Source organism: Chloroflexus aurantiacus J-10-fl (assembly GCF_000018865.1).
GTDB lineage: Bacteria > Chloroflexota > Chloroflexia > Chloroflexales > Chloroflexaceae > Chloroflexus > Chloroflexus aurantiacus.
The window spans coordinates 3,537,596-3,562,732 of record NC_010175.1 but is presented as its reverse complement, the minus strand read 5'-3'; the positions used below and the strand labels follow the sequence as shown (position 1 = coordinate 3,562,732).

Annotated in this window: 11 protein-coding genes; 6 read left to right on the top strand and 5 right to left on the bottom strand. The window is 55.9% G+C overall.

All coding sequences use genetic code 11. The features are described from left to right. Positions 1–140: 140 nt before the first annotated feature. Positions 141–2,735 (bottom strand): FHA domain-containing protein, encoded by a 2,595-nt coding sequence (locus tag CAUR_RS13945; protein ID WP_012258514.1) that lies wholly within the window; start codon positions 2,733–2,735, stop codon positions 141–143. Positions 2,736–2,938: 203 nt separating this feature from the next. On the opposite strand from CAUR_RS13945, the gene CAUR_RS13940 reads away from it, so the two are divergent. The 5 genes from CAUR_RS13940 to CAUR_RS13920 all read left to right on the top strand — a co-directional run bounded on the left by CAUR_RS13940 (position 2,939) and on the right by CAUR_RS13920 (position 10,299). After that, entirely contained in the window at positions 2,939–4,201 is a 1,263-nt protein-coding gene (locus CAUR_RS13940) for a PP2C family protein-serine/threonine phosphatase (protein ID WP_012258513.1), read from the top strand. Between the two features lie 10 nt (positions 4,202–4,211). Next, positions 4,212–5,936, top strand: coding sequence for a Stp1/IreP family PP2C-type Ser/Thr phosphatase (locus CAUR_RS13935; RefSeq protein WP_012258512.1), 1,725 nt, complete (start codon positions 4,212–4,214; stop codon positions 5,934–5,936). Next, on the top strand, positions 5,933–7,228 hold the full coding sequence (locus tag CAUR_RS13930; RefSeq protein ID WP_012258511.1) for a serine/threonine-protein kinase: 1,296 nt from the start codon (positions 5,933–5,935) through the stop codon (positions 7,226–7,228). Before CAUR_RS13935 ends, CAUR_RS13930 begins: the two co-directional genes overlap by 4 nt. Before the next feature lie 4 nt (positions 7,229–7,232). After that, entirely contained in the window at positions 7,233–8,480 is a 1,248-nt protein-coding gene (locus CAUR_RS13925) for a vWA domain-containing protein (RefSeq protein ID WP_012258510.1), read from the top strand. Between the two features lie 283 nt (positions 8,481–8,763). After that, positions 8,764–10,299 carry an FHA domain-containing protein gene (locus tag CAUR_RS13920; protein ID WP_012258509.1) on the top strand — a complete coding sequence of 512 codons (1,536 nt, stop codon included), beginning with the start codon at positions 8,764–8,766 and terminating at the stop codon, positions 10,297–10,299. Positions 10,300–10,981: 682 nt separating this feature from the next. Here CAUR_RS13920 and CAUR_RS13915 read toward each other — a convergent pair. Together CAUR_RS13915 and CAUR_RS13910 are read right to left on the bottom strand one after the other, a co-directional pair. Continuing rightward, positions 10,982–11,293: a hypothetical protein gene (locus CAUR_RS13915; RefSeq protein WP_015909265.1), complete on the bottom strand. Its 312-nt coding sequence runs from the start codon at positions 11,291–11,293 to the stop codon at positions 10,982–10,984. Between the two features lie 348 nt (positions 11,294–11,641). Next, positions 11,642–12,352 (bottom strand): ABC transporter ATP-binding protein, encoded by a 711-nt coding sequence (locus tag CAUR_RS13910; protein ID WP_012258508.1) that lies wholly within the window; start codon positions 12,350–12,352, stop codon positions 11,642–11,644. A gap of 162 nt (positions 12,353–12,514) precedes the next feature. Here CAUR_RS13910 and CAUR_RS13905 point away from each other — a divergent pair, with 162 nt between their 5' ends. Then, positions 12,515–15,286 (top strand): valine--tRNA ligase, encoded by a 2,772-nt coding sequence (locus tag CAUR_RS13905; RefSeq protein ID WP_012258507.1) that lies wholly within the window; start codon positions 12,515–12,517, stop codon positions 15,284–15,286. A 566-nt stretch (positions 15,287–15,852) separates the two neighbouring features. On the opposite strand, the gene CAUR_RS13900 is transcribed toward CAUR_RS13905, so the two are convergent. Both CAUR_RS13900 and CAUR_RS13895 read right to left on the bottom strand, forming a co-directional pair. After that, a complete protein-coding gene (locus tag CAUR_RS13900) occupies positions 15,853–16,689 on the bottom strand; it encodes an alpha/beta fold hydrolase (protein ID WP_012258506.1) in 837 nt (278 codons plus the stop codon). After that, positions 16,686–25,034 (bottom strand): GAF domain-containing protein, encoded by an 8,349-nt coding sequence (locus tag CAUR_RS13895; protein ID WP_012258505.1) that lies wholly within the window; start codon positions 25,032–25,034, stop codon positions 16,686–16,688. Before CAUR_RS13895 ends, CAUR_RS13900 begins: the two co-directional genes overlap by 4 nt. Positions 25,035–25,137: the final 103 nt, after the last annotated feature.

Genomic DNA, 25,137 nt, shown 5'->3' with positions numbered 1-25,137 from the left:
CGCTAGCGTCAGCGTTACGTCAAGGTGTTGCACAGGGCAAATGAATGTACTTTAGCTCATAAAGATGCAAGATGACGCAAAGAATGCACACGTTTCATAAAAGCAAATGACATAAAAGTTCGTCATCGATTACGCACTTATTATATCACACGATCACGGCGTCGTAGCAACCAGGCGGTTATCAGGAGACAAATGCCGGCATAGCCGAGCAGTGCCGCCCACCGCCCAATCAAATGTAGCGGGTCGTGAGTAAAAGCAGCCTCGATTTCAAGGAAGCCAGGAGTGCATCCTGCCGGAATACTTCCCTGATCATCAGTGTTGGGCAGATCGCAGAGACGGTTCAGATCAAGGCTGGCGCCGAGGGCATCCATTGACCAGCGACTGATCGTTAACCATGAGAGTGGTGTCGCCAATCCCTCGATAGCAAAGATCAGACCGGCAAAGAGGATTTGGGGGATGAGGGCAAACGGCACCAGACTGATAGCCCGATCAGGGGTAGCCGATGCCGCACTGATGGCCAGGCCGAGTGCCATGCCCGCCCCTGACGAGAGAAACAGGGTGAGGAAGGTTTCAATCAGTGGTGGCAACAAAATTCCGGTTTCGCCGGGCAGTGCGACTTTGAACAGTAGCATGCCCAACAAGACGATGGTCTGCACCAGGATCAACAGGCTCAGAACAGTAACTTTTGAAAACAGGTATGGCCCTATCTGCAGATTGACCAATCGCTCGCGCCGGTAAACCGCCTGTTCCTTCGTGATTTCGCGCGCCGCGTTGATGATACCAAACCAGACACTCACGGTCGCCAGCATGAAGAGCACTTTCTTCGCTTCACCGCGTTGGATCAGGTCCTGGGCCTGCACGCCGGTTAGTGCATCGCTACGCGCAACCAGCAACAGGAGTAAGGCGATGATAGGCGCCTGAAGCAACAGGATGAGCAGGTTACGCCGATCCTGGAGCATTAAATCAAGGTAGCGCCTGGTCAGCAACCCGAACTGCCGCCAGGCCGAGATGCGTTGAGTCGTTTGCGACGTTTGACCACTCTCAACATGCGGGCCGGCGGGGGTAGCAGCCAGCCGCTCTGCAACATATTGCCGATACAACGCCGATTGCCGATACCGCATCTCCCACAATTCAGCCAGACTCGGTGGTGACGCAGCCTGCGGGTGCGCCGCCTGCCATGCCTCGTATTCTGCCCGTAAATCCTGGCGAACAACCGGATGATCGGCAGTGGCAACGCCTTCAATCTTGGTGTAAATATCGGCAAAATCGCCACTTGTGATCTGGAAGAAGTTCAGCGCAGCAGCCGGCGGCCCAAAGAAGACCATCCGGCCATTGCCGGCCATGAAGATGACGTGATCACACTGGGTAATATTCGCGGTCGCATGCGTCACCAGCACTACTGTACGTCCGCTGTCGGCGAGGCGGCGCAGCGTATACATCATCTTCTTCTCCAGACCGGGATCAAGACCGCTGGTCGGTTCGTCGAGAAAGAAGAGGCTGGGATCGGCAAGGAGTTCGGCACCGATGCTCACCCGCTTCCGTTGCCCGCCGGATAACGCCTCGATAGATTTATCGCGATGAGCAGACATCTCGACATCATCGAGCACCCGCTCAATCCGGGCTACGATCTCCTGATCGGTTGTATCAGCCGGCAACCGCAGGCGAGCGGCGTATTCCAGAGCACGCTGCACAACCAGCGTGCGATGCAGGATGTCGTCTTGCGGAACGTATCCCAGTACTGAACGATAGGCGGCAAAATTGCGGTAGAAATCATCACCATTGACCAGCACCTCCCCCTGGTCGGCGGGAGCATAGCCACACAACGCTTTCATTAATGTGCTCTTGCCGGTGCCAGAGCCACCGACAATCGCCACGAATTCGCGCGGTGCAATCGAAAGTGATACGTCATGCAAGATGACACGTTGTACTCCGTTACGACTGACCACGCGCGACAGGTTACGCGCATCGATCCTGAGCGCACCACGCTGATCGTAGCGATCAAGGCTGGTGACGTTGTACACCAGCTTGAATGCCCCGATCTGGATTACGTCTCCCGGCTTGAGCACGACTGGCGCGGTTACCCGCTGACCATTCACAAATGTACCGTTGGTACTGCCCATATCGCGCAATAGCACGCCACCACCAGGGGCGCGATCAAGCCGGGCGTGAAAGCGTGAAACTTGCGGATTATCGAGAATGATGTCGCAACCAATGCGACCAATCGTGATCTCCGGATCGTTGGGATCGAGCGGAAAACGGCTGGGGACTTCGCGCAAAGCTGCGGTTGTGGTCAGAGCCGTATTGTGATACGTCAGTGAGACAAAATTACCTGTAGCCGGATCACCGATGCGCAATACATCGCCATCGGCCAGTTCACGCATCGTAATGCGTTGACCGGCGAACAGCAGGCCATTACGACTGCCAACATCAACAATGCGATGCCCCTGTCCATTCGGCTCGATACGAGCGTGCCGACCACTGACAAAACGCGATTGCAGGACAATGTCGTTGTCGGGCGCCCGACCAATGGTTAGCGGTTGTACGCCTAAGACAACATCACGTTCTACACCTGGCTCGCTGATATGGAGTGTCGCACTACCGGTGGTGATGATGGTAGAGGGACCGGTCGCTGCCGGAACTGGCAGTGATCGACCACATGCGGGGCAAAATCGCGCATCCGAACGGCCTAGTGGGGCCTGACAAAAGGGACACACTGACGGTTGAGCGGGTGCCACAATCGCAGCTCCTGTGCTATAATGCAGGGCGTTTTAAGCAAACAATTCCTGTTTTGTGATAGCATATCTCGCCCTGATTTGCAATACCCTGAAACCAAAACATCAAGCGTCAGGCAAACAATCGGGTGCTGCATCCAATAGCGCATCTGTAACGTCATACGGGTAAGGAACGCAACCTCGTTCGGGAATGATAAGGACAACCGGTGGCAACGCACAAGCGCGGGCAATGCAGAATCTGTGGCAAAGCAACCGGGGCTGCACAACAGGTATGCCCTCATTGTGGTGCCCCGCTGTCAGTATTACCCGAACAGGTGATTGTAACCGGCGAGCGACAACTCACCCTTACTGCCGATACGATCAGTCTGCGTGATCTGCTGGTGATCGTGGAAGCAGGAGTTGCTTTCTGGCGTCAGCAATACGAGAACTCTGCCGGTGTCGCCCGCGATCAGGCAGCCCAGGCGCTGAACGAACTCTCGCAGATTCTGGCCAGTCTGGCACAACAAATCCGACAAGGACGCGAAACAGTACGGATCACAACCCGCCTACCGGCGCAACGACGCTATCCGCTGGCCTGTCCCCATTGTGGTCGTGGCAACCGTGCCGGTGCCCGCTTCTGTGTTTCGTGTGGGGCAGCCCTGCAACCACCGTGGCAGGCCACTCCGCTACCACCACCCCTGCAAGCCGAGATTGCCGTGCGAAGCCACACCGGACAGGTGCGTTCGCTGAACGAAGACACGGTGTACGCCGGCAGGTTTAGCCTGGGTGACGAACCGCTTGGCTATTTACTGCTGGTTGCTGATGGCATGGGGGGAGCGGCAGCCGGTGAAGTTGCCTCACAACTGGCAAGTGAAACAATCAAGAGCTTTCTGCAACGGGAACTTAACACGACATTACCCACAACCGACGATGACTGGTTATCGTTGCTGCGAGCAGCCGTGCAGACAGCACACCGACAGATTGTTGCCGCAGCACACAGCGATCCTCAGCGTGCCGGTATGGGAACAACCTTGACCCTGGCGCTGATCATTCATCGCCGGGCATACATTGCCCATGTCGGTGATAGCCGTGCGTACCTGATTACCCCTGGAACAGGTGATGAGACCCCGGTCTGGCATCAGCTTACAACAGACCACACCATCGTGGCACGTCTGGTCGATATTGGTCAGCTTAGCCCGGAAGAAGCCCGCACTCACCCGCAACGCCACATCCTTTACCGCTCACTGGGAGCCGATCAACCTCTGGAAATTGATACGCTGGTTCAACCATTGGCGACCGGGGATGTGCTGATGCTCTGCTCAGATGGGTTGTTCAACCATGTGACCGATGAGGAGCTGGCGCAGATGGCTATCGTGCACGAGCCGGGTCTGGCGGTGAGTGGATTGATAGACCTGGCTAATCAACGGGGTGGGAGCGACAACATTTCAATTGTCCTGGCTCGTTTCACTGGCATACCTGCAACAACATAGGTTGGACGATATGCGCTGTTCGACATGTGGTACCGAGAATCGTTCCAATGCCCGTTGCTGCGCCGGCTGCGGTCAACCCTTACCAGGGCGAGAACCCTTGCCGGTTACCGACGCTTGCCTGAGCACAATGCTGACCCAGGCAATTGATCCACTCACATCACCGCTCAGCGGTGAGGAGGAGATGATGGAAGCGAACCTGCCTCTCTTTGCCAATCGGTTTGCCCCAACCTATCCGTTGCCCGACCCGTGGCCCGTTGGCCCACTGGAAGTGCGTGATCTGGCACCGTGGCAGCGGTGCTGGGCCTGCGGCTCGGTCGCGAATGAAGCCAATGAGTCGTATTGCATCGATTGTGGTGCTGCCCTCGAAGTGCGTACATATCCGGCTTTTTTATCGGTACGCACAATGCCACAAGGGCCAGCACTCATCTCGCGCCTGGCTGACCCCCTGGCACGAGCGATGTTACCTGATATTGTCGATCAATATGAATTTGATGAGTGGCAATTGACGGTCCTGCTCGATCAGGAACTGCAACCACTGAACAGTCCTCTTGATGAGACAACAGCGCTTACGATAGGCGCTGCGCTGGCCCGCTTGCTGGTTAGTCTCCATAGTGCTGGTATAAGCCTGGGAACATTCACCATCGACGATCTCGGTCTTATTGGACCGACGCAGGTTTGCCTCCGCCACGCCAATCATTTGCGCCTGGTCAGTGATGATGAACGGGCAACAGCATTTCAGACCGATTTGCGCGTACTGACCGATGTGTTGGAACGATTGACTGCCATCCCAAGAACCACCCAGCGGCTGGACGAAGCTACTATCATTGATGCCGAACAGGCAACTGACAGCCTGGGGACTATCCTGCGCCAGATTCGTACCGGTGAACTGACTGATGCAACTGCGGTTGCCAGGCGACTGGAAGCGCTGCGTGATGAACGAACACATCCGGTACCGCTCTTGCAGGTAGCCGGCGCATACAGTGATGTTGGGCGGGTGCGCGATCACAATGAAGATAGCCTGTTCAAACTTACCCTCTGCCTGGAAAACAACGGTCAACGACAGAGCTGGGGATTGTACATCGTTGCTGATGGTATGGGTGGGCACGCCGCAGGTGAAGTAGCCAGCGGGCTGGCAGTACGGCATGCGGCCCAGACAATTATTGACTCGTATCTGCAACAAATGCTGGCCGGCCCTCGTCTGTATCACGAAGCCGACATGCAATCACTGGTACGTCAGGCAGTGCTGGCAGCGAATGAGGCGATTTACAACGAAGGCCGTGCGCAGGCAAACGATATGGGTTCAACCTTAACCATGGCGCTGGTGGTCGGTGATCGGGCAGTGGTAGCTAACGTCGGCGATAGTCGCACCTATCTCTTTCGCGACGGTAAGCTGCAACGGATCAGTCAAGATCACTCGCTGGTCATGCGGCTGGTCGAACTTGGACATCTCAGCGAAGACGAGATCTATTCGCATCCACAGCGAAATGCCGTCTTGCGATCACTCGGTGATCGCGCTGAGCCGGAGATCGATCTGTTTCAGGTTCACCTGCGTCCCGGCGATGCGCTCTTGCTTTGTTCAGATGGTCAGTGGGAAATGACACGTGATCCGGTCATGGAACGTATCATTACTGAGGAAGCCGATCCACAAGAAGCCTGCAAAGCGCTGGTAGCAGCGGCAAACCAGGCAGGTGGTGAAGACAACATCGCGGTTATCCTGGTGAGACTAAGCCTATGAGATGTCCACAATGTGGCGCTAGTGTACACGATCAGATTATCTTCTGCCCGGAATGTGGAGCACGGATCCGCAGAGAGGAAGTACCGGCCACAACCCCGCCACTTCAGGTGTTGCAGGGACGCTATGAGCTGCGACGGCGACTCGGCGCAGGTGGAATGGGATCGGTCTATCTGGCCACAGATCGACGACTCAGTACCGCCCAATGGGCGGTTAAGGAGATGAGCGACACCGCTATCACCTCACCGCTTGAGCGCCAGCAGGCCCAGGCTGCATTCCAGCAAGAGGCAGAATTACTGGCGAGATTGAGCCATCCTTCCTTACCGCGGGTCACCGATCACTTTGAAGAGAATGGTCGGCACTACCTGGTTATGGAGTTTGTGCCCGGCGAGAACTTGCGCGATTATGTTAATCGCGTAGGGTTGCCGCGCCCCCTGCACGAAGTCTTGCGCTGGACTGCCCAGATTTGTGAGGTGCTGGCCTACCTGCATACCCAGCAGCCACCGATCATCTTTCGCGATCTGAAACCGACGAACATCATGATCACGCCGGAAGGCACAATCAAGCTGGTTGATTTCGGCATTGCCCGACTTTTCAAGCCAGACAAGGAGCGCGATACGCAGGCATTCGGTACCCCTGGCTACAGCGCCCCCGAACAGTACGGTCGTGGGCAGACCGATGCCCGCTCCGACATTTACAGCCTCGGCGTCTTGATGCACCATCTGCTCACCGGTCACGATCCCAGCACCACGCCGTTTCGCTTACCGCCGATCACGCAACTCAATCCCTCGGTACCGGCGTATATAGCAGCGGCGATTGCCCGCGCCACAGATAACGATCCGAGCCGCCGCTTTGCCAGTGTGATCGAGTTCCAGCAGGCACTGTTTGGCAGCCAACAACTGGTCAATGTGCAACCAGGCGTTGCATCAGTAGCTGCTCGCTCCGGCCCTATTGGCAGTGAGGTTACTGCCGTTACACCCAGTACCGGAATGGCCATCGCCGGGCGCTGGATCGGAATCATTAGTGATGTGTTGATGGTGGTTGCGATCATCCTGGCAGCCTTTACCCTTTTCGGCGCCGATGAGTTGTTCGGTGGCTTCGGGTTAATTCTCGCTATGGGAGCAATCCTGTTCGCGCTCATTGGTGGTACTCTCAGCCTGATTGCTCTGGTCAGTCCGAATACGGCTCAAACACTACACGGGCGGCGCGATGCGGCTATTGGCTTTGCGAGTAGTAGCGGCGCCTTTCTACTCTGTTGTGTGTTAGGTTTCATGATTGCACAGATGGGATCATAAGCGTATGGCTGATACAATAACTCTAACCTGCCAGTGGGGACGTGCACCGATTCCATCCTCGACCACCCCGCAAGTTGGATATTTGCTCGTTGAAGCGGTAGCGCCGGCCACCCTGGCCCCCTCCCTTCCCCTCAACCTTTGCTTCGTGCTCGACCGTTCGGGGTCGATGCAGGGGGCAAAGCTCGATAATTTGAAAGCCGCAACCCGGCGGGTGATTGAGCAATTACAACCAACTGACATCGCAGCAATCGTCATCTTTGATGATACGGTACAGACATTGATCCCGGCTACCCCTGTCGGTGACCGCTCGGCACTGCTGGCTGCTGTCGACTCGATCAGCGAGGCCGGAGGTACGGCTATGTCGCTGGGAATGCAGGCCGGTCAGGTTGAACTCCAGAAGCACCTCGGTTCTGACCGACTCAGTCGCATGCTGTTGCTCACCGACGGTCAGACCTGGGGAGATGAACCGCTCTGTCGCGATCTGGCTCGATCATTAGGTCAGGCCGGGGTACAGATTGTCGCTTTTGGGCTGGGCACCGAATGGAATGAGCAGCTTCTCGACGATATTGCCGCAGCCAGTAACGGCTATAGCGACTATATTGCTGCGCCAGAACAGATCGGCACCTTCTTTCAGCAAGCCGTGCACGAAGCGCAGGCAACAGTAGCAACCGAGACCCGTCTGCTCTTACGGTTTGTGCGTGATGCCACGCCACGTACCGTCTATCGCGTTAAACCGGTTATTGCCAATCTTGGCTATCAGCCGATTGGTGAATCGACTGTCGCCGTGCGTCTCGGCGATCTGGTTGGTGGACAGCCGGCAGCAGTTCTGATTGATCTGATGATTCCGCCACGGGCGAAAGGTCGGTTTCGGATTGCGCAGGCTGAACTTCACACCAAACCGATTCATCAGAGCAGTGAGCTTGTGATTAAGCAAGACATCCTGCTCGATGTAGCCGATCAGGTTGGGACGGAAAGTTACAACCCGGCGGTCATGAATCTGGTTGAGCGGGTTACTGCGTTTAAGCTGCAAACACAAGCGCTTAACGAAATGACCAGTGGCAATGTGGCCGGTGCCACCCAGAAACTGCGTGCAGCCGCCACTCGTTTACTTGATCTCGGCGAACTGGAGCTGGCAGAGAAGGCCCAGCAACAGGCTGTAGCGCTCGAACAGGGTCAACAACTCAGCCCGCAAGCCCAGAAAGAGCTGCGCTATGCGACACGCCGGCTCACGCAACGTTTAGATGATCACTAGGAATTTCTCGACATCGTTGAAGGACGGAATGGTGTGTATCTGATGTACCCGGCAAATGTTGCTGTCACGTGATCACACTGTTGTGGGAATATGGTCATCATACGCCTTGCCCTATAGTCTTGCGTACAATGCGCTCACGGCGATTAACACGGTGGTGCAAAATGAGAGAGCATCTTACGGATCATGCCATTCCTGATGTTCGAGAAATGTTCTGAACATGGTTCCCTGATGTGTTTCGTTCGTCGCTCACAATAGCGACTGCTAGCCAGTATGAGGAACGACTATGATTATCTGTCCCTCTTGCGGTGCCCAGAATGATCCAACCAATCGCTTTTGTGACCAATGCGGCAGACGGTTGGCTGAGCCGACTTCGTCATCGGTACCGCTTATGGTGTCTCCCGATCAACCAACTGCACTCGCGCCATCCTGCCCGGCTTGCGGTGCGACTGTGTTGCCCGGTGAACGATTTTGTAGTATTTGTGGCGCTGACCTGATGACAACCCCGCCAGTACCGGCTGCTGGAAACGATCAGGCTACGTTGATTGCGCCACCTGCCGGGCCAACCGCCGCCGATGCGCCGACGGTAATCGCACCGCCACCTGCGGCGAACGAGCCGACGATCATCGCCCCACCTCCCGTCGCACCTGCCGAGCCACCAACCGCCGCCGATGCGCCGACGGTAATCGCACCGCCGCCGACGGCGAACGAGCCGACGATTATCTCCCCACCTCCCGCCGCACCTGCTGGGCCATCAGCCGCCGATGCGCCGACGGTGATTGCGCCGACGGCGAACGAGCCGACGATTATCGCCCCACCTCCCGCCGCACCTGCCGGGCCAACCGCCGCCGATGCACCGACGGTGTTCGCTCCGTCACCAGTGGTTGAAGGGCCGACGATTGTTGAGCTACCATCAGCAGCCGATGCTGAACCACCGGTCACTGAAACACCAGCCGTCGTCACACCACCACCCGACGCACCTGCTGAGCCACCACATCCACCGGTTGCCCAAATGTCATCAGCACCTGTGGTTGCTGATATTTCCGCTGAACGTGCACGCCTTGAAGCACTGCTGGCTGCCCATCAGGAGACGGTGGCGCAGTACGAACAGATGGCGGCCCGCTATCCGGCAGGTAGCGTCCCTGCATTTATCCTCGCCGGTCTTGATGCAGCGCGGGCTGAACTAGCTAAAACCGAAGCTGAACTCGCTGCGCTACCCAGCGGCCCAGACCCGGCTGAAATTGCCCGATTGGAAGGGCTACTCACTGCCCATCGCGAGACAGTGGCACAGTACGAACAGATGGCGGCCCGCTATCCGGCTGGCAGCGTCCCCGCATTTATCCTCGCCGGTCTTGATGCAGCGCGGGCTGAACTGGCTAAAACCGAGGCTGAACTTGCGGCGCTGTTAGGAAACGCTCCAACACCTGCGCCTGCTGCGGTCGCGCATCCGGCAGCACCAACACCAATTGGCACGCCAGTCTCAATTCTTCCTGCCCCAGAGGCATGTCTGGTACTGGCCGATGGGAGTGAGATCACACTAGCACCGGGCAGGAGCGAATACATTATCGGGCGAGAAGACCCGGTGAGTAATATTTTTCCGGAAATCGATCTAACCCCATACGGCGGCGAATTAGGCGGGGTGAGCCGTCAACACGCAAAGATTGTCCATATCGGCAATCAGTGGAGTATTGTTGATCTCAACAGTACCAATCATACCCGTGTCAACGGGCAGCGCATCGAACCACAGACGCCAACACCGATCAGTGACGGCACAAAACTCCAGTTCGGCAGACTGGTTGCCACATTTCACGTGAAGTCATAACGTTTTGGTTAAGCTTATCAGGTAGAACGGAAAAGAGACGAGGTGGCGATAGACTGCCTCGTCTCTTTACTGTTTACTCCAACTCTTGCGCAAAGATGTGCATCGCGCAGTCATACCCAGGCTAAAATGCGGCCAGGTGCTCCACCGGTAATATCAAACCTGGTAGCATAGAAGCATGGTACCGATCAGCACTACTCTGCATCCTGAGAGCATGAGCCTCCGGCTCGCCCCGGGCTGGTATGGTGAGTCAGTATCAGCAACCACGATCACCATCCAGGAGGTATGCCATGACCAGGAAGCAGCCCTCCCAGACCGTCGTGACCGCATTGCTCGCTAACCTGAGGCAGAGCGCTGGCGTTTCACCACCCTGTGGCGCAACTACCGGGCTGCCCTATGGGACACCGAGGAATGTCGGTCGCTTTGGACGCCGTCCACAAACGATTGGCTGAAACAAGTGCAGCCGATCATCGCCATCATCAACGCCGCGCTGGCGGCGGCCAGGGCGTAGGAGTATCCAGTGGCCTTACCTCCCCAAAACCACTCGCATCACGGTAAGTAACCAAGAGTCACCAGCGTCTGATAGTGGTGCTCACCACCTCCCTGCGTCCACGAAAAAGCCAAACTTCACAAATGGGTCAATATCCGCCTGAAGAGGCGAAAGGTTTACCGGTTATGCTGAATACTACTTCTCGTCGTCACCGCCGGCAATCCGCCGCATCCGTGCCGCGATAGCGGCGGCACCGAGTAATGCCAGCATCGAACTGCAAAACACCAGCAGTAGCCAGATGGCGTAGCGATTGAACAAGGCACTGATAGGGGATGGCTCAGGCTCCTGGCTTAGGCGTGATGACCCGTGATCTCCGGCAATCGTCTGTTCAGGTATTGCCGACAAGGTAACACCATGCGCCGCGTGCAGCGATGGAGGTGCGATCACCGCTATGGTCACGCATACTGCTATCAGAACGAACCAGCCCCATCGTGTTGGTTGAAACATACATTCATCTCCATACCGACAATCAATTCCTGCCCTATCATAACGCGAGTTGGGGATGCAGGACTCCAATGCCTGAAGGAACTAAACCGCTTCAGCATTGCGGTCTGGGCAGCACGCCGGCACGTGTGGTTAGATGGCTCGATTGCGGTCAATCGCCAATGCACGTAGGGGCGCACAACCGTTTAGCTCCTGCTCGTCACATCAATCTTGCGATGTTGGTACAAACAGCAAAGCTGATTGTCAGTGGAGATAGTCGTCAGCTCAACGCTTAGCACTACGTTCACACATCAGAAACAGCAAGCGCTGCGGATGAAGTATCATCCGCAGCGCACTAGTGTATGTACCGCCTTACCCTCGCACCATCGCACGCTGTTTAACCGGCTGGTCGTCTGCGATCACACCATCGCGCACGCTGATAATGCGCTCGGCGTATTGGGCAACGTCGTGTTCATGGGTGACGAGGATGACTGTAATCCCTTGTTCAGCATTCAACCGCTGAAAGATGCCCATAATCTCTGCGCCGGTACGGGTGTCAAGAGCACCGGTTGGCTCATCAGCCATGATGATACGTGGCTCGTTGACCAGCGCCCGTGCAATGGCTACCCGTTGCTGCTGTCCACCGGATAACTCGTTTGGCCGGTGGTGGAGCCGGTCTCCCATGCCTACCGCTTCCAATGCACGTCGCGCCCGTTCCTGGCGATCAGGCCGCCCTCTGCCATAAAGCATTGGCAGTTCAACATTCCGTAGCGCGGTTGTGCGCTGGAGCAGCATGTACTGCTGAAAGACAAACCCGATCTTCTCATTACGAATGATCGCCAGCTCATCATCACTTAGCTCACCAACATTTACCCCTTCCAGCAAATACTCGCCTGATGTTGGCCGATCAAGACAGCCGATGATATTCATCAGCGTACTTTTTCCACTCCCTGATGGCCCCATAATCGCGACCATCTCACCTTGCTGAATACTCAGCGAAATCCCGCGCAGCGCGTGGACTTCGGTTTCTCCCATGACGTACACTTTGGTAATATTGTTGAGTTGAATGAGCGGTTGTTGCATAACGCCTCAGTGGGTATGTCAGTCCTGAAGATTCCTCTGCATCCATTGTACTTGAGATCAGGGAATGTTGACCCCTGCCAGTCTATTCCTGTCTTTCTGCAAAGACTGGTATAATATTGACAATATTATGACGTTATCGTATTGCTATTTGTTGAGGCATATATGACCGATTCGACTGCTGCCCGTCCGTTAGAGATGGATAAAGCCTACGAGCATCGGCTCGTCGAGCAGCGACTCTATGAATGGTGGGAGCGCAATGGTCTCTTCGCACCACGTGATGATGCTCCTCGCCCCCCGTTTGTAATCTCGATTCCGCCACCCAACGTGACCGGTGAGTTGCATCTCGGCCACGCGATGTTTGTCGCCATCGAAGACCTGCTCATCCGCTGGCGGCGCATGCAGGGTTATCAAACGCTCTGGGTGCCCGGTACCGATCACGCCGGGATCGCTACTCAGACGCAGGTCGAGAAGCTGCTTGAACGGGAAGGCACCTCACGCCAGGCGGTTGGTCGAGAAGAGTTCTTACGCCGTACCTGGGAATGGAAAGAGAAGTACGGTGGTGAGATCACGCGCCAGTTGCGTCGGTTAGGGGCATCGTGTGATTGGTCGCGCGAGCGCTTTACGCTCGATCCCGGTCTATCCCGTGCTGTGCATACCGCCTTCAAACGGTTGTACGACGATGGCCTGATCTATCGCGGCACCTACCTGGTCAACTGGTCGCCCAAATTGCAGACGGCGGTTAGCGATCTCGAAGTAGAGTACGAGGAGCGCAACGTTTCCATCTGGTACGTGCGCTATCCCGTTCGCACGGCAGATTGGGCCGGCCCGACAGCACCCTGGGGATCGGGACAGTGGGCGGCTGGCGCGACGGAGTTTATCACTGTAGCAACCACACGCCCTGAGACGATTCTGGGTGATACAGCGGTAGCGGTTGCTCCTGGCGATCCGCGTTATGCCCATCTGGTCGGCAAAGAGGCGATTCTGCCGGCGCTCGCCCGTCCGCTGCCGATTATTGCCGATGAGTATGTTGATCCCGAATTCGGCTCTGGAGCAGTCAAGATTACACCCGCCCACGACAAGAATGACTACGAAATCGGTAAGCGTCATCACTTGCCGATGATCAATATTCTCAATCCTGACGCGACGATCAACGAGGCCGGTGGCCCTTACGTTGGTCTGGATCGCTTTGAGTGCCGCAAGGCCATCCTCGCCGATCTCGAACGCGAAGGACTGCTGGTCAAGACCGAGCCGCACAAGATGAATGTCGGGATCAGCCAGCGTGGTGGCGAGATCATTGAACCACTCCTCTCGGAACAGTGGTTTGTGCGGACACGCCCGCTGGCCGATCTGGCGATTGCTGCGGTACGCGATGGCCGGGTGCGGATCGTGCCCGAACGCTTCGAGAAGGTCTATTTCCACTGGCTCGAAAACATTGAAGATTGGTGTATCTCGCGTCAGCTCTGGTGGGGGCATCGGATTCCGGTCTGGTATATGCCCGATGGTTCGATTGTGGTGCCCGGCCCTGATGAGCCACCGCCGGCTGAGGGTGTGCAAGACCCCGATGTCCTCGACACCTGGTTTAGCTCAGGTCTGTGGCCGTTCAGCACGCTCGGCTGGCCCGACGAAACCGACGATTACCGCCGGTTCTATCCCACCAGCGTGATGGAGACCGGGTACGACATTCTCTTCTTCTGGGTGGCCCGAATGATGATGATGGGCTGCTACTTCACCGGTCAGCCACCCTTCCACACCGTCTATCTGCACGGCCTGGTGCGCGATGAGCATGGCCGCAAGATGTCGAAGTCGTTCGGTAATGTGGTCAATCCACTCGACATTATTGAGCAGTACGGTGCCGATGCGCTACGGTATACGCTGGTGACCAGTGGTACGCCCGGTCAGGACGTGAACCTGAACCCCCAGCGCATTGAGTCGGCACGCAATTTTGCCAATAAAATCTGGAACATTACCCGCTTCGTCATCAGCAAGCTCGGCAACCTGCCGCGCACCGAGTCCAGCAAAGTGACTGCTGAGTCGCTCCAGACCGCAGGCTACACCCTGGCCGACCGCTGGATTCTCTCGCGCTATGCCCATCTGGTGGCCGAGGTAGATCGCCTGATGGAAGGCTACAATTTCGGCGAAGCCGGTCGCCAGATTCACGATTTTCTCTGGGGCGAGTTTGCCGACTGGTATGTCGAGATTGCCAAAGTGCAGCTCGAAGGTGATGAACAGCGGAACGAATTGACCCGGCGCGTGCTGTTCACCGTACTCGACGGTAGCCTGCGCCTGCTCCACCCCTTCATGCCATTCGTCACCGAAGAGGTCTGGCAATACCTGACCGAAGCCTACCAACGGCCTGATCCTGAACCGGCTACACCGTTTGCCGGGCTTGGTCTGCGCACAATCAGCTATGCAACGTATCCAGAGCCGGCACCGCTGGTGGCGATGCGTGATGAAGCGGCAGAAGCCGATTGGTCATTAGTCCAATCCTTGATCGTGGCAATTCGCAACGTGCGCAGTGAGTACAAAGTTGAACCGGCGAAGCTGGTTGCAGCGACGGTCGTTGCCGGCGACCGCGTCGACCTTTTGCAGGCACAGGCTGCGCTGATTAGCCGACTGGCCCGTGTTGCAGCCGGTGATCTGGTGATCGTGAGCGAACTGGCCGAAAGACCGCGACAGGCGGCTTCGATAGTAATCGGCTCGGTGGAATGCTTCCTGCCGCTGGCCGGTATGATCGATCTCGCCGCAGAACAGGCGCGCTTGCAGAAAGAGTTGGCCCAGGCTGAAGCTGATGTGGCCCGGCGTACAGCCCGGCTAAACAACGAAAGTTTTATCAGCAAAGCCCCTCCCCATGTCGTTCAGCGCGAGCGCGAAGGGCTGGAAGCCGCGCAGGCAGCCCTGGCCCGACTACGCGAGCGCCTTGCCGAACTGGCCTGATTGCGCAGGTTGTACGTAGAGAAGAAGAGGGACGGGAGTGGCGCCCGTCCCTCTTTACATCAACTCTGGAGTCATAAGATTTCATGTCAGCCAATCATTACCCGATTCTGCACCTCTGAACAATGCAGCACCGCAGGCAAGAGCTGGTACCCCCTGGGAGCGCCCGCCTTCGTCGCGGTCATCACCTGTGAACGCATGCACTGCTAAAACACGCTGGACGGTTTATTCCTGTTCCCAACGGGACGGGTTAAGGTGAGGACGTATCGCGTATCACATCTGGTAGCAGCGCAAGCTCGACGTGTTATCCACCATCACCCTGCCGCCACATCTGAGCGCTGATGCGTGGAACCAGTACCTCTGCACTGGCGATCATACACCAGCGCCTCGCCGGTGGCACTTCAGTACGGCGCATCCCCCTGAAAGAGGCATATCTCTATAGCAAGAGTTGGTATTACACCTTGGGGAGGTCGAAGCGTAGTGTTAGCGTCATCCGCAGCCTGATGGCGTATCGGCAGGTGAAGGTATCAGAGTCACCTCTCCTGCTTCCCGTCTTCACTACCCAAATATCACAAATACTCTCGCTGATTGACACGGCGACGCCACTCTTCTTTGATCTCAATCGCAGTTCCCTGCGAGACCAGAAAATCGAGTAACAACCGACCAAACGTATTTGCCTGTTCGAGAAACGGAAAGTGACTGGCTTTAGGCAGCACAAGCAACTGGATCGGACGCTCCGCCAGTTCATTGAGAAATGCGGCATGTGCAGCATTGACAATCGGGTCTTTCCCACCGTAGACCGCCAGCAGTGGTGTCTGCAAGGAGATGATGTATGGGCGGAGATCGGTCTCTAACAACGACTCGTGAACCTGTGACAATACCTTCTCACTCAGGCTCGACGTATCTTCTTCAATCTCCTGCTGAATTTCAGCATCTGCCACCTGCAATGTCCGCACCATACGTGCCCAGCCATTCTGGCTGGTATTCATCCCCAACAGTCGCGAGAGTGTGCCCGGCTTGATGTGTTGCGCCAATACCTGACCGTGTAATGGCGTACAGACGGTGAGCAGACGGTTGAATCGCTCAGGGTGTTGATGAGCAGCGAGGATCGCGACCATACCCCCCATGCCGTGACCAACCAGCGTAGCGCGCGCAATACCAAGACGATCCATAAATTGAGTCAACATCTCGACATACGTCGGCACGGTAAACTGGTCGCCACGGCGGTCGCTTTCGCCAAACCCCCAGAAGTCAAAGGCGTAGGCGCGATGGCGCTCTGAAGCAATGTCCATAATTGGCACCCAATAGCGCCACGAACCGATCCAGCTATGCAGAAAGATGATCGGCTGGCCACGACCAAAGACTTCGTAGTGTGCCAGACGGTTATCGAGGTGGATAACGCTCATAGTTCCACCTCCTCGGTGTACGAGCCATTTGTCTCTTGCTGTAGCGGTATGGCAAAAGCAAATGTGCTTCCCTTTCCTAATTCACTCGTCACCCAAATCTCGCCACCGTGCATTTCCACCAGTTGTTTGGCAATGCTCAATCCCAAACCAGTACCACCGGCTATATCGCGCAGTGGATTGTCGGCCCGATAGAATGGGCGGAACAACTTCTTTAATTGTTCAGGTGACATACCGACACCAGTGTCTTCCACCTCGATTTGCATCATATTCGCCCGATTGAGGAAGGCGCGCACGGTGATCGAACCGCCTTCATAGGTGTATTTCACCGCGTTAGAAAAGAGATTGAAGATGATCTGGCTCACACGCTTTTGATCGGCAGTGACCGGTGGCAGGGTTGGCGGGGCATCAATCCGTACTGTCATACCCTTGCGCTCATATTCGAGCCGCAGCGATTGCACCACTTCGTCGATCACCGCTGGAATCTCAACCTGAGTAAAGGTGAGCTTCTTCTTCGAGTCGGGTCGCGAGAACTCCAGAATGTCTTCAATCAATGCGCGCAGTCGGTTGGTATTGTTCTTGATAATCGTCAGATAGTTGATCTGATCCGGTGTCAGATTCAGACTGGCGGTGAGTAGCAACACATCAACATAGCCCTTGATGGCTGTGAGCGGTGTTCGCAATTCGTGGCTGACATCCGAGATGAACTGCCGCTTCTCTTTATCAGCCTCGATCTCACGGGTGATGTCGCGGAGAACGACGACTTCCCCGTAATGCTGACCATCGGGGCCGCGTACCGGCGCAATATTGACCGCGATAACCTGCGATGGATCGGTGAGATCGACCGATGTACTAAAGATTCCCTGGCTCTCCCGCATGCGGCGCAGACCCTGCACAATCCCGTTATAGATCGTCTGGGCACGTCGACGACTGGTCTCATCGTCACCGATGCTGGCCAGTTGCTGCAACGGCTGGTTGAGAACCTGGCTGGCAGGTATATCCAACACTTGCTCGGCAGCAGGGTTGAAGAGGGTGATCTGCTGGCGCGTATCAAGCACAATCACACCCTCGGTCATTGAGCGGAATACTGCCGCGCTCTTCGAGGTCTCTTCGCGCTGTTCTTCAAGCAACACAGCGTTGCGGAGTGCCAGATCATTGATGAAGTTGTAGAGCTGCGCATTATTCACTGCGGCAGCGATCACACTGGCCACTGTACCGAGCAGGTTCATCTGTGAAGCACTGAAATAGTGGCGCTGCGTGCTGGACAGGATCAGAACACCAATGGCGTTATCACTGGTTTGCAGCGGCACACCGGCCACCGATTGCACATCGTCAGCCCGTCCGGGTTCTTTGAGCCAGCGTGGATCGTGTTTGACATCGGGAATATTGACTGCTTCCAGATGCTGGATAATCCAACCGGCCAGTCCTTCAGTACCATCGGCAAAGCGTAGCGGGATGTTGGCAATTTCGGCCCGCCCACGCCCATGCAATACCGCACGACAGAACAACTCGCCGGTTACCGGATCGCGCAGCATGAGCGAACCACGCTCCACACCCAGGTTCTCGGATGTTAACTCCAGGGCACGCTGAATAATCAGGTTCAGGTCAAGCTGCGTTGTCAATTCCAGTGTAATCCGGTTAACTGCCTCCAGACGTTCTTTCTCTTCCGAGAGCAGCCGAGTCGCCTGTTCCAGTTCGGCAGTCCGCTCACGAACCCGGGCATCCAGATCGGCGGCCAGATTGCTGATCTGGTCAAACAGGCGCGCATTCTGGATTGCCTGACTGGCCTGACTGGCGATGGTGAAGACCACAGCCAGCATCTCTTCGTCGTAGACATCTGGCTCGCCTGTGCTGATAGTCAACACCCCGACCAGTTCATTATCGACCAGCAATGGCGCACCAATCCACGAACCATCCTGCCATCCAAAGCGTCGCAACTCGTTGAAGCGCGGGTCCTGGTGCGTATTTGTTATCAAGACCGGTTGATGATCGATAGCCATAGCCTGGAACAGGCTACTACTCTCCAATACGATGCTTTTAACAAGGGATGTGGTAACGCCAAAGCCACGTTCTTCACTCACCCGCAGATCACCATACCCCTCATCGCGTAAGAGCACTGCTGCGTGGTCGTAACGGACGATTCGCTGCAACTGGGTGAGTACCAGGGTTTGAATTTCGCGCAGCGCCAGCGTCGAGGTAAATGACTGGGCAACTTCGCGCAACATATCGGCCTGATACCGCCGTTTTTGCTCAAGGGCGAAGAGCTGTGTGCTCTTGAGCGCCTGACTGGCCTGATTCGCCAGGATTGACAGCAATGAAATCTGGTGTGGTGTCCATTCATGCGGCGTGCGCATCCCTACCCAAATCACAGCCAATCGTTCTTCGATAGGGCCGACAGCAACTCCCAACGCGCTTCGCACACCCAATTTGAGAGCATGATGGTCGCCATTATCGAAATCAGCCAGGTCACTGATCGCAATCGGCTGATCGCGACGCAAAAGGCTGGCAGTTAAGCCATCGCGACGAAAATCGATGTACAGATCTTCCCGAAATTCAACGCCATCAATCAGTACCTGGCGTTCAATGTTGCCACGTCGATCAAGGCGCAGCACGGCTGCCAGTTCAGCCCGCAGCAAACGTACTGCTGCATCGGCCAGCAACATCTGAATCGTATCCGGATCGAGGGTTCCCGATAGGTTCTGCGATACCTCGAACAACGTACTCATCTCGCTGGCATTTTGGCGAATCTCGCTAAAGAGACGAGCGTTGTTGAGGGCTACTGCGGCCTGATTCGTGATCGTTGTGACGAAGCGCAGATCATTGTCATCAAACGCATGCTGGGAATAACTCTGAATGTTGACGACCCCCAGCACCTGATCACCGTAAATAATCGGCACAACCAGGTAGGACTCCTCGATCCATTGATCATCACCAACCCGGCCCTGATCAACAACCAGCCCCATAGACCGCGCAGCCGCAGCCGTCCCTAGCAGCAATGGCCGGCGATTGCGAATGACCCAACCATTCGTTCCACCACCTAGCGGTCGTGGTTCTAGGAAGAGCCGCGTGCCACGATCATACGCGATGGGATAGCTGATCGTATTGGTTGACTCATCGTACAACCCGATCAGAGAGGTACTGGTATCGATAATCTCGCCGATACCTTGATGCAGGCGTTCGATCAATTCATAAATATCAAGCGAAGCATTAACGGCAGCACTAATGCGATTGATGATTGTTAATTCCGAAATTCGCTGTTCACGCTCTTCAAAGAGGCGAGCGTTTTCGAGGGCAATTGCGGCCTGGTCGGCCAGTCCCGCCAGTAACAGCATCTCATCGTTGGTAAACTGCCGTCGGTAATTGGTCATCACACTGAGCACACCAATGATCTGCTCGCGGTAGATGACCGGAACACCCATGAACGAAATAAGGTTGTTACGCTGCTGGTAATTTGGATAGAGCGACCCACCCAGTGAATTGACATCTTCGATAATCAACGGCTGCCCGGTCTCAGCAACCCGTCCGGTAAACCCCTGACCAATCGGCACCCGCATAGTGCGACCCTGCTCGGCGGGAATACCATCAAGTGCAGCCGGCGTCAGTACATTGCCTTCACTGATCGTCCAGAGAGCGACTGTGGTCACGTTCAACTGTCGGCTCACCAGCTCCATCAGTTTATTGAGCACCTCCTGGGGCCGCAGCAGCGACGATAAGATACGTGCTGCATCGAGCAGGGTGGAAAGTTCGCGTACCTTCTGGCGGGTCGCCTCGGCACTGCGCTGTGCCTCGGCTGTCGCACGGGCACGCGCGATCGCAGTACTGGTCTGGCTGGCAATCGTCTGACACAGCTCCAGAATTTGTGGCGGGAAGCTTCCAGTTCGGCCAACAAAATCTAACCCGACGGCACCGATTACTTCGTCGTTCAAAATGATCGGGATAATCCCGATGGAGCGAATGTCCAGTTCACGGAAGATAGGATGCGATGGTGCAAACAACGGGTCATGTTGGGCGTCTTCCGAGACGAGTGGTCGCTTCTCTCGATCCAGCCAGTCAACTGACGGATTGTCAAAGAGTTGAATACGTATTTGATCGAGCAATCCACTATCCACGTACTCGGCTACCGCCGGTGCATAGCCGCTGGCGCGGTCATAGATCACCATTCGCGCCTGATCAACGCCGGTGATAGCGCCCATGGCGTTGACGATCTCTTGATAGATCGCCTTTAAATCGGTCAGGGCGTTAGTGGTAGTTGCCACCCGGTTGAGAATGGCTAACTGCTCAACCTGGGTCTGGGCCTGTTCAAGCAAACGGGCATTCTGAACACCGAGCGCCAGTTGATTGGCAATGGTCATCAGAAATTCGCGCTCACGCTCTCGGTAGATGCCGGGCGTATAGCTCATCACCGCCAGCACACCAACCACAGTCTGGTCACCAATTAGCAACGGTACGCCAAGCCATGCTGCCGAACGGCGATCCGATCCAAACGGTACTGGCTTGAAGCGAAAATCGGATTGCTCCAGTTCTTTGCTCAGATCAACAAATTGCAACGGTTGACGTGTGCGGATGATGTACTCGGTCAGGCTTCCCGGCGTCGGAGGCTGACGATGATCGGTGAATTCCTCTGCACCCTCATCGACTTCGTAGCACAGAGTCATCTCGTCATGTTCGGGATCGTACAGAAATGCCACGAACGAGTCGAGGCTCAGGAACGCCTGAATGTGTTTGTACACATCACGCAGCATTTGCCGCTGATCAAGGGTAGAAGCAATGATCTGCCCGATGCGATTAATAATATTCAGTTCAGCGATCCGCTGTTCACGTTCAGCAAACAGACGGGCATTTTCCAGTGCTATCGCCAGTTGATTGGCTAATGCCGCCAGGAAGCGCAACGTGCGATCATTGAAAGCACCCGGCGTTTCGCTCTGAACTGAGAGCACACCGATAACTGCGCCCTGACTGATCAGTGGCACGCCAAGCCACGAACGTATCTGCTGCCCCTCGCTCACCAGGAAACGCGCTTCATTCCGCAGATCACTGGCCAGCAGATCATCGATCCGTAAGGGGTTGCCCTCGTCAATGATTTTAGCGATCAGGCCAGTTTTGGGGGCAACATATTTCTCAAACCCGGCCACAGATTCGCCGCGTTGTTTGAACAGTTCAAAGCGGACAGTATTCTGATCAGCGTTGTAGCTAACGAGATAGAAGAAGTCGGGTATACCGAGGAATGCCACAATCTCTTGATAGACCCGTTCCAGCAGGATGTCGAGATCCGTCGTCGAAGTGGCTGCCGCGCCAACGTGGAAGAGTGCCGCCATCTCTTCCGCCCGATCACGAGCCTCGCGCAGCAAGAGATGGTTTTCGATCACTATCGCAGCCTGATCGGCAAAGATCTCCAGTGGCTCTACTTCACGGGCAGTCGGGCGTCGGCGATTTTCGTTGTCGCTGGCAAAGATGATGCCCAGCAGCATCCCCTCGGTTGAATAGAGCGGCACACAGAGTCGATCATCAAGTTGCCATTCGTCGGCATCTCGCTCATCTACGAATGGATGGTAATCGAAGATACCGGTATCAAAGCCTGCTTCCAGCTTGTGCGCCTCTTCAGCCGGGACAAAGTAGGCTCGCCCCAGGCGGAAACGAGGATCAAGATAGCGCGTTACCAGGGCCAGATCAATGGGGTGTTGGGCCAGTCTGGCTTGCTCAGCCAGCGGAATCCCGGCAGCCACCTCCAGATACAGCCGGTTTGGATCGTCGAGCCGGCTCAGGCAGAAGAGTACTGTGCGCAGACCAAGTGCCTCGATAATGCTGTACCCGATCTGCTCCAGCAAACTGGACAGTGATTGATCGGCACGCATAGCCTGACCGATCTCGAGCACATCACTCAGAATGTCTGCCCGGCGTTGCAGCATTTTCGCCATGTGCTCAAGCTCAAGGTAATGCTGTGCGTTACCGATCCCGATGGCCGCCTGGTGCGTCAACGCCCGCACAAATTCACTCGCTTCAAAATCGAAATGGCGGGGCTGCTCGGCCATCAGCAACACCAGACCATACACACTACCCTGGTAGAAAATTGGTGCTGCCAGCGCCGAATTAGCTGTAGGGCAATGCAAAGCGGTACGCTCGTGTTCGCCCAGATAATCACTGAGAGCAATCTCGCGGCGCGTCAACGCTTCCTGAGCCGTCAAAATGGCATGGTCGAGCTGACTGCCCAATATCTGGCTACGGATTGGTGGAGCATAACCAATAACTTCGACAATAACAAAAGTATAGCTCTCGGTTTCCAGATCATCTTCAGCCAGCCGTGGTAACCATTCACCCGATACAGCGTATGTATGATTCGCCGCCACTCGTAATGCAATCAGGCCATGGCTGGCACCAGTTGCACGCAGCGCCTGTTCGAGCACAAATGCCAGAATTTCATCCTGATTGAGCGTGATTGCCAGTTGGCTACCGATGCGCTGCAGGGCACGTAATTGCTCAATCCGTTGTCGCAAGCTACTGTCTACCTGGGCAAACCGGTTGGCATTCGCAATTGCCCGTGCCGACTGACCGGCTAAAATACCGATCAGGCGTTCATCTTCGGCATTGAAATTGTTTACCTGAGTTGAAACCAGTTCAAGGGTACCGAGCAGCGTGTTACCACTACGTAAAGGAATTCCGAGATAGCTTCGTGCACGGAGATTGCCATTCAACGTCAGCCCACTGATGTCATCGAGGGCACCAAGCCAGGCTGGTGGCCGACTTAGATCATCAATTCGCAGCAGACGTTGATGACGAATCAACCAGGAGCTAAGGGTGTCACTTTCATCACCCACCTGACAACGCAGGTGTTGCTGATAGGCAACCCGTAGACGCTGGTTACGCTCATCGAAGAGGGTGATCCGGCCACCGCTGAAATGAACCAGCTTCGCCGCACCGGTCAACGTTGCTTCAAGCGTCTCTTCAAGTGACAGGTCGGCAGCGAGAAGCTGATTAATCTGTTGTAAACGCTCCAATTCACCGGCCCGCTGCTGGGCAGCATCGTACAGCCGACGGTTTTGCACCGTAGTCGCAATCTGAGCGCTCAGCACCTGCAACAGATTGCGTTCGATCTGGTCGAGCACGTAGCCGGCTGCGGCATATCCAATTGCCAGAAATCCAACCATCTGCTCTTTACTGCGCAACGGTACCAGCCATACGCTATGACAGCCGGCTGCCACTGCGTGGGCGGTTATCGGATTGGTTTGCGCAGCATCGGCAGTGTCAGAGATCAGGGTCGGTTCATTCCGCTCACTCAACTGCTGCAAGGCAGGGGTGAGGGGGATCGAGTCTTGATAATCTGTCTCGACATGACGTTCGCTGTAGATGGTAATGGTCTGAACAGTACCGGGCTGGTCAGGGTGAGAAAGATAAACTGCCCCGAAATCGGCATGCAGTGCTACGGCCATGTTTTCAGTAGCACGTGCAATGGTCTCCTCAATGGCCAGACTTGAACCAATTTCAAGGCTATTTTCGTAAAGGACGAACAGCTCGCGTGCATGACGACTTTCGTGCTGTTGCAGAGCTGTCGCGTGTAGTAACAGAGCTAATGGTCGTGCCAGCGATTGAATGGTGTAAGCCGCCTCCGGGCCGGGATCGAGAAGTAACAGCAAACCAACCAGCTCAACCCCGACGGTTAGCGGTTCGACCAGAAGTGGCCATGTGGAGGATGCCCCGCGACGCTGGGTACGACTCCGCCACATTCCCTGTTGGGTGGTTTGAAACGTTACCGTTTGCGCGATGGTTTCGTTATCGGCGATTGCCAGTTGTGGCGGGAAGATGGAGTCCCCGGCACTGCTTACCGCTCTGGTCAGTATTTGCTCATTGAAGTTGAACCAGTAGAGAGCCAGAGCCTTCGCCGGTAAGAGTGTACATGCCTGGCGGCACAACTGCTCCAGTGCGACACTCATATCGCCGACGCCGATATTTTCCAGCGTCGCATACCCCAGCGCGCGCAGTTGCTCGATACGCTCACTCAGGCGCGCACGTTGCCAGACTGCCAGCAGGGTCGTAATTTGCGTAACAAGTGCTGTGGTAAATGCCGGCTCGAAGACAGCCGCCAGCGTTAATCGTCCGTAAAGCTGGGATGAGTCACGCAATTCAAGTGCGTGACCATTGATCGGCGTTTCACCCCAGCTTACACTGGCGATCTCTTGTTCGTTGGCAAGTAATGCCAGACGTCCACCAACGCCGAGGTGACGTTCGAGCAGTTCACCGATCAAATGACACAGCGCTACCGGCTCGGTCTGGCCGAGGGGGCGTTGGCTGTGCAGGGCTAACTGGGCAAGTAACTCCCAACCCTGTGTCGGTGCTCCGGTGACCGTCGTACTCATAGTAACACTATCGCTCCTGCTGGCGTGTCTATTCTGCTCTGAGGACTACTTCGCATGCATAAACGAGACGCAGATCGACATTTGGTAATGGATGCCGGCCCCT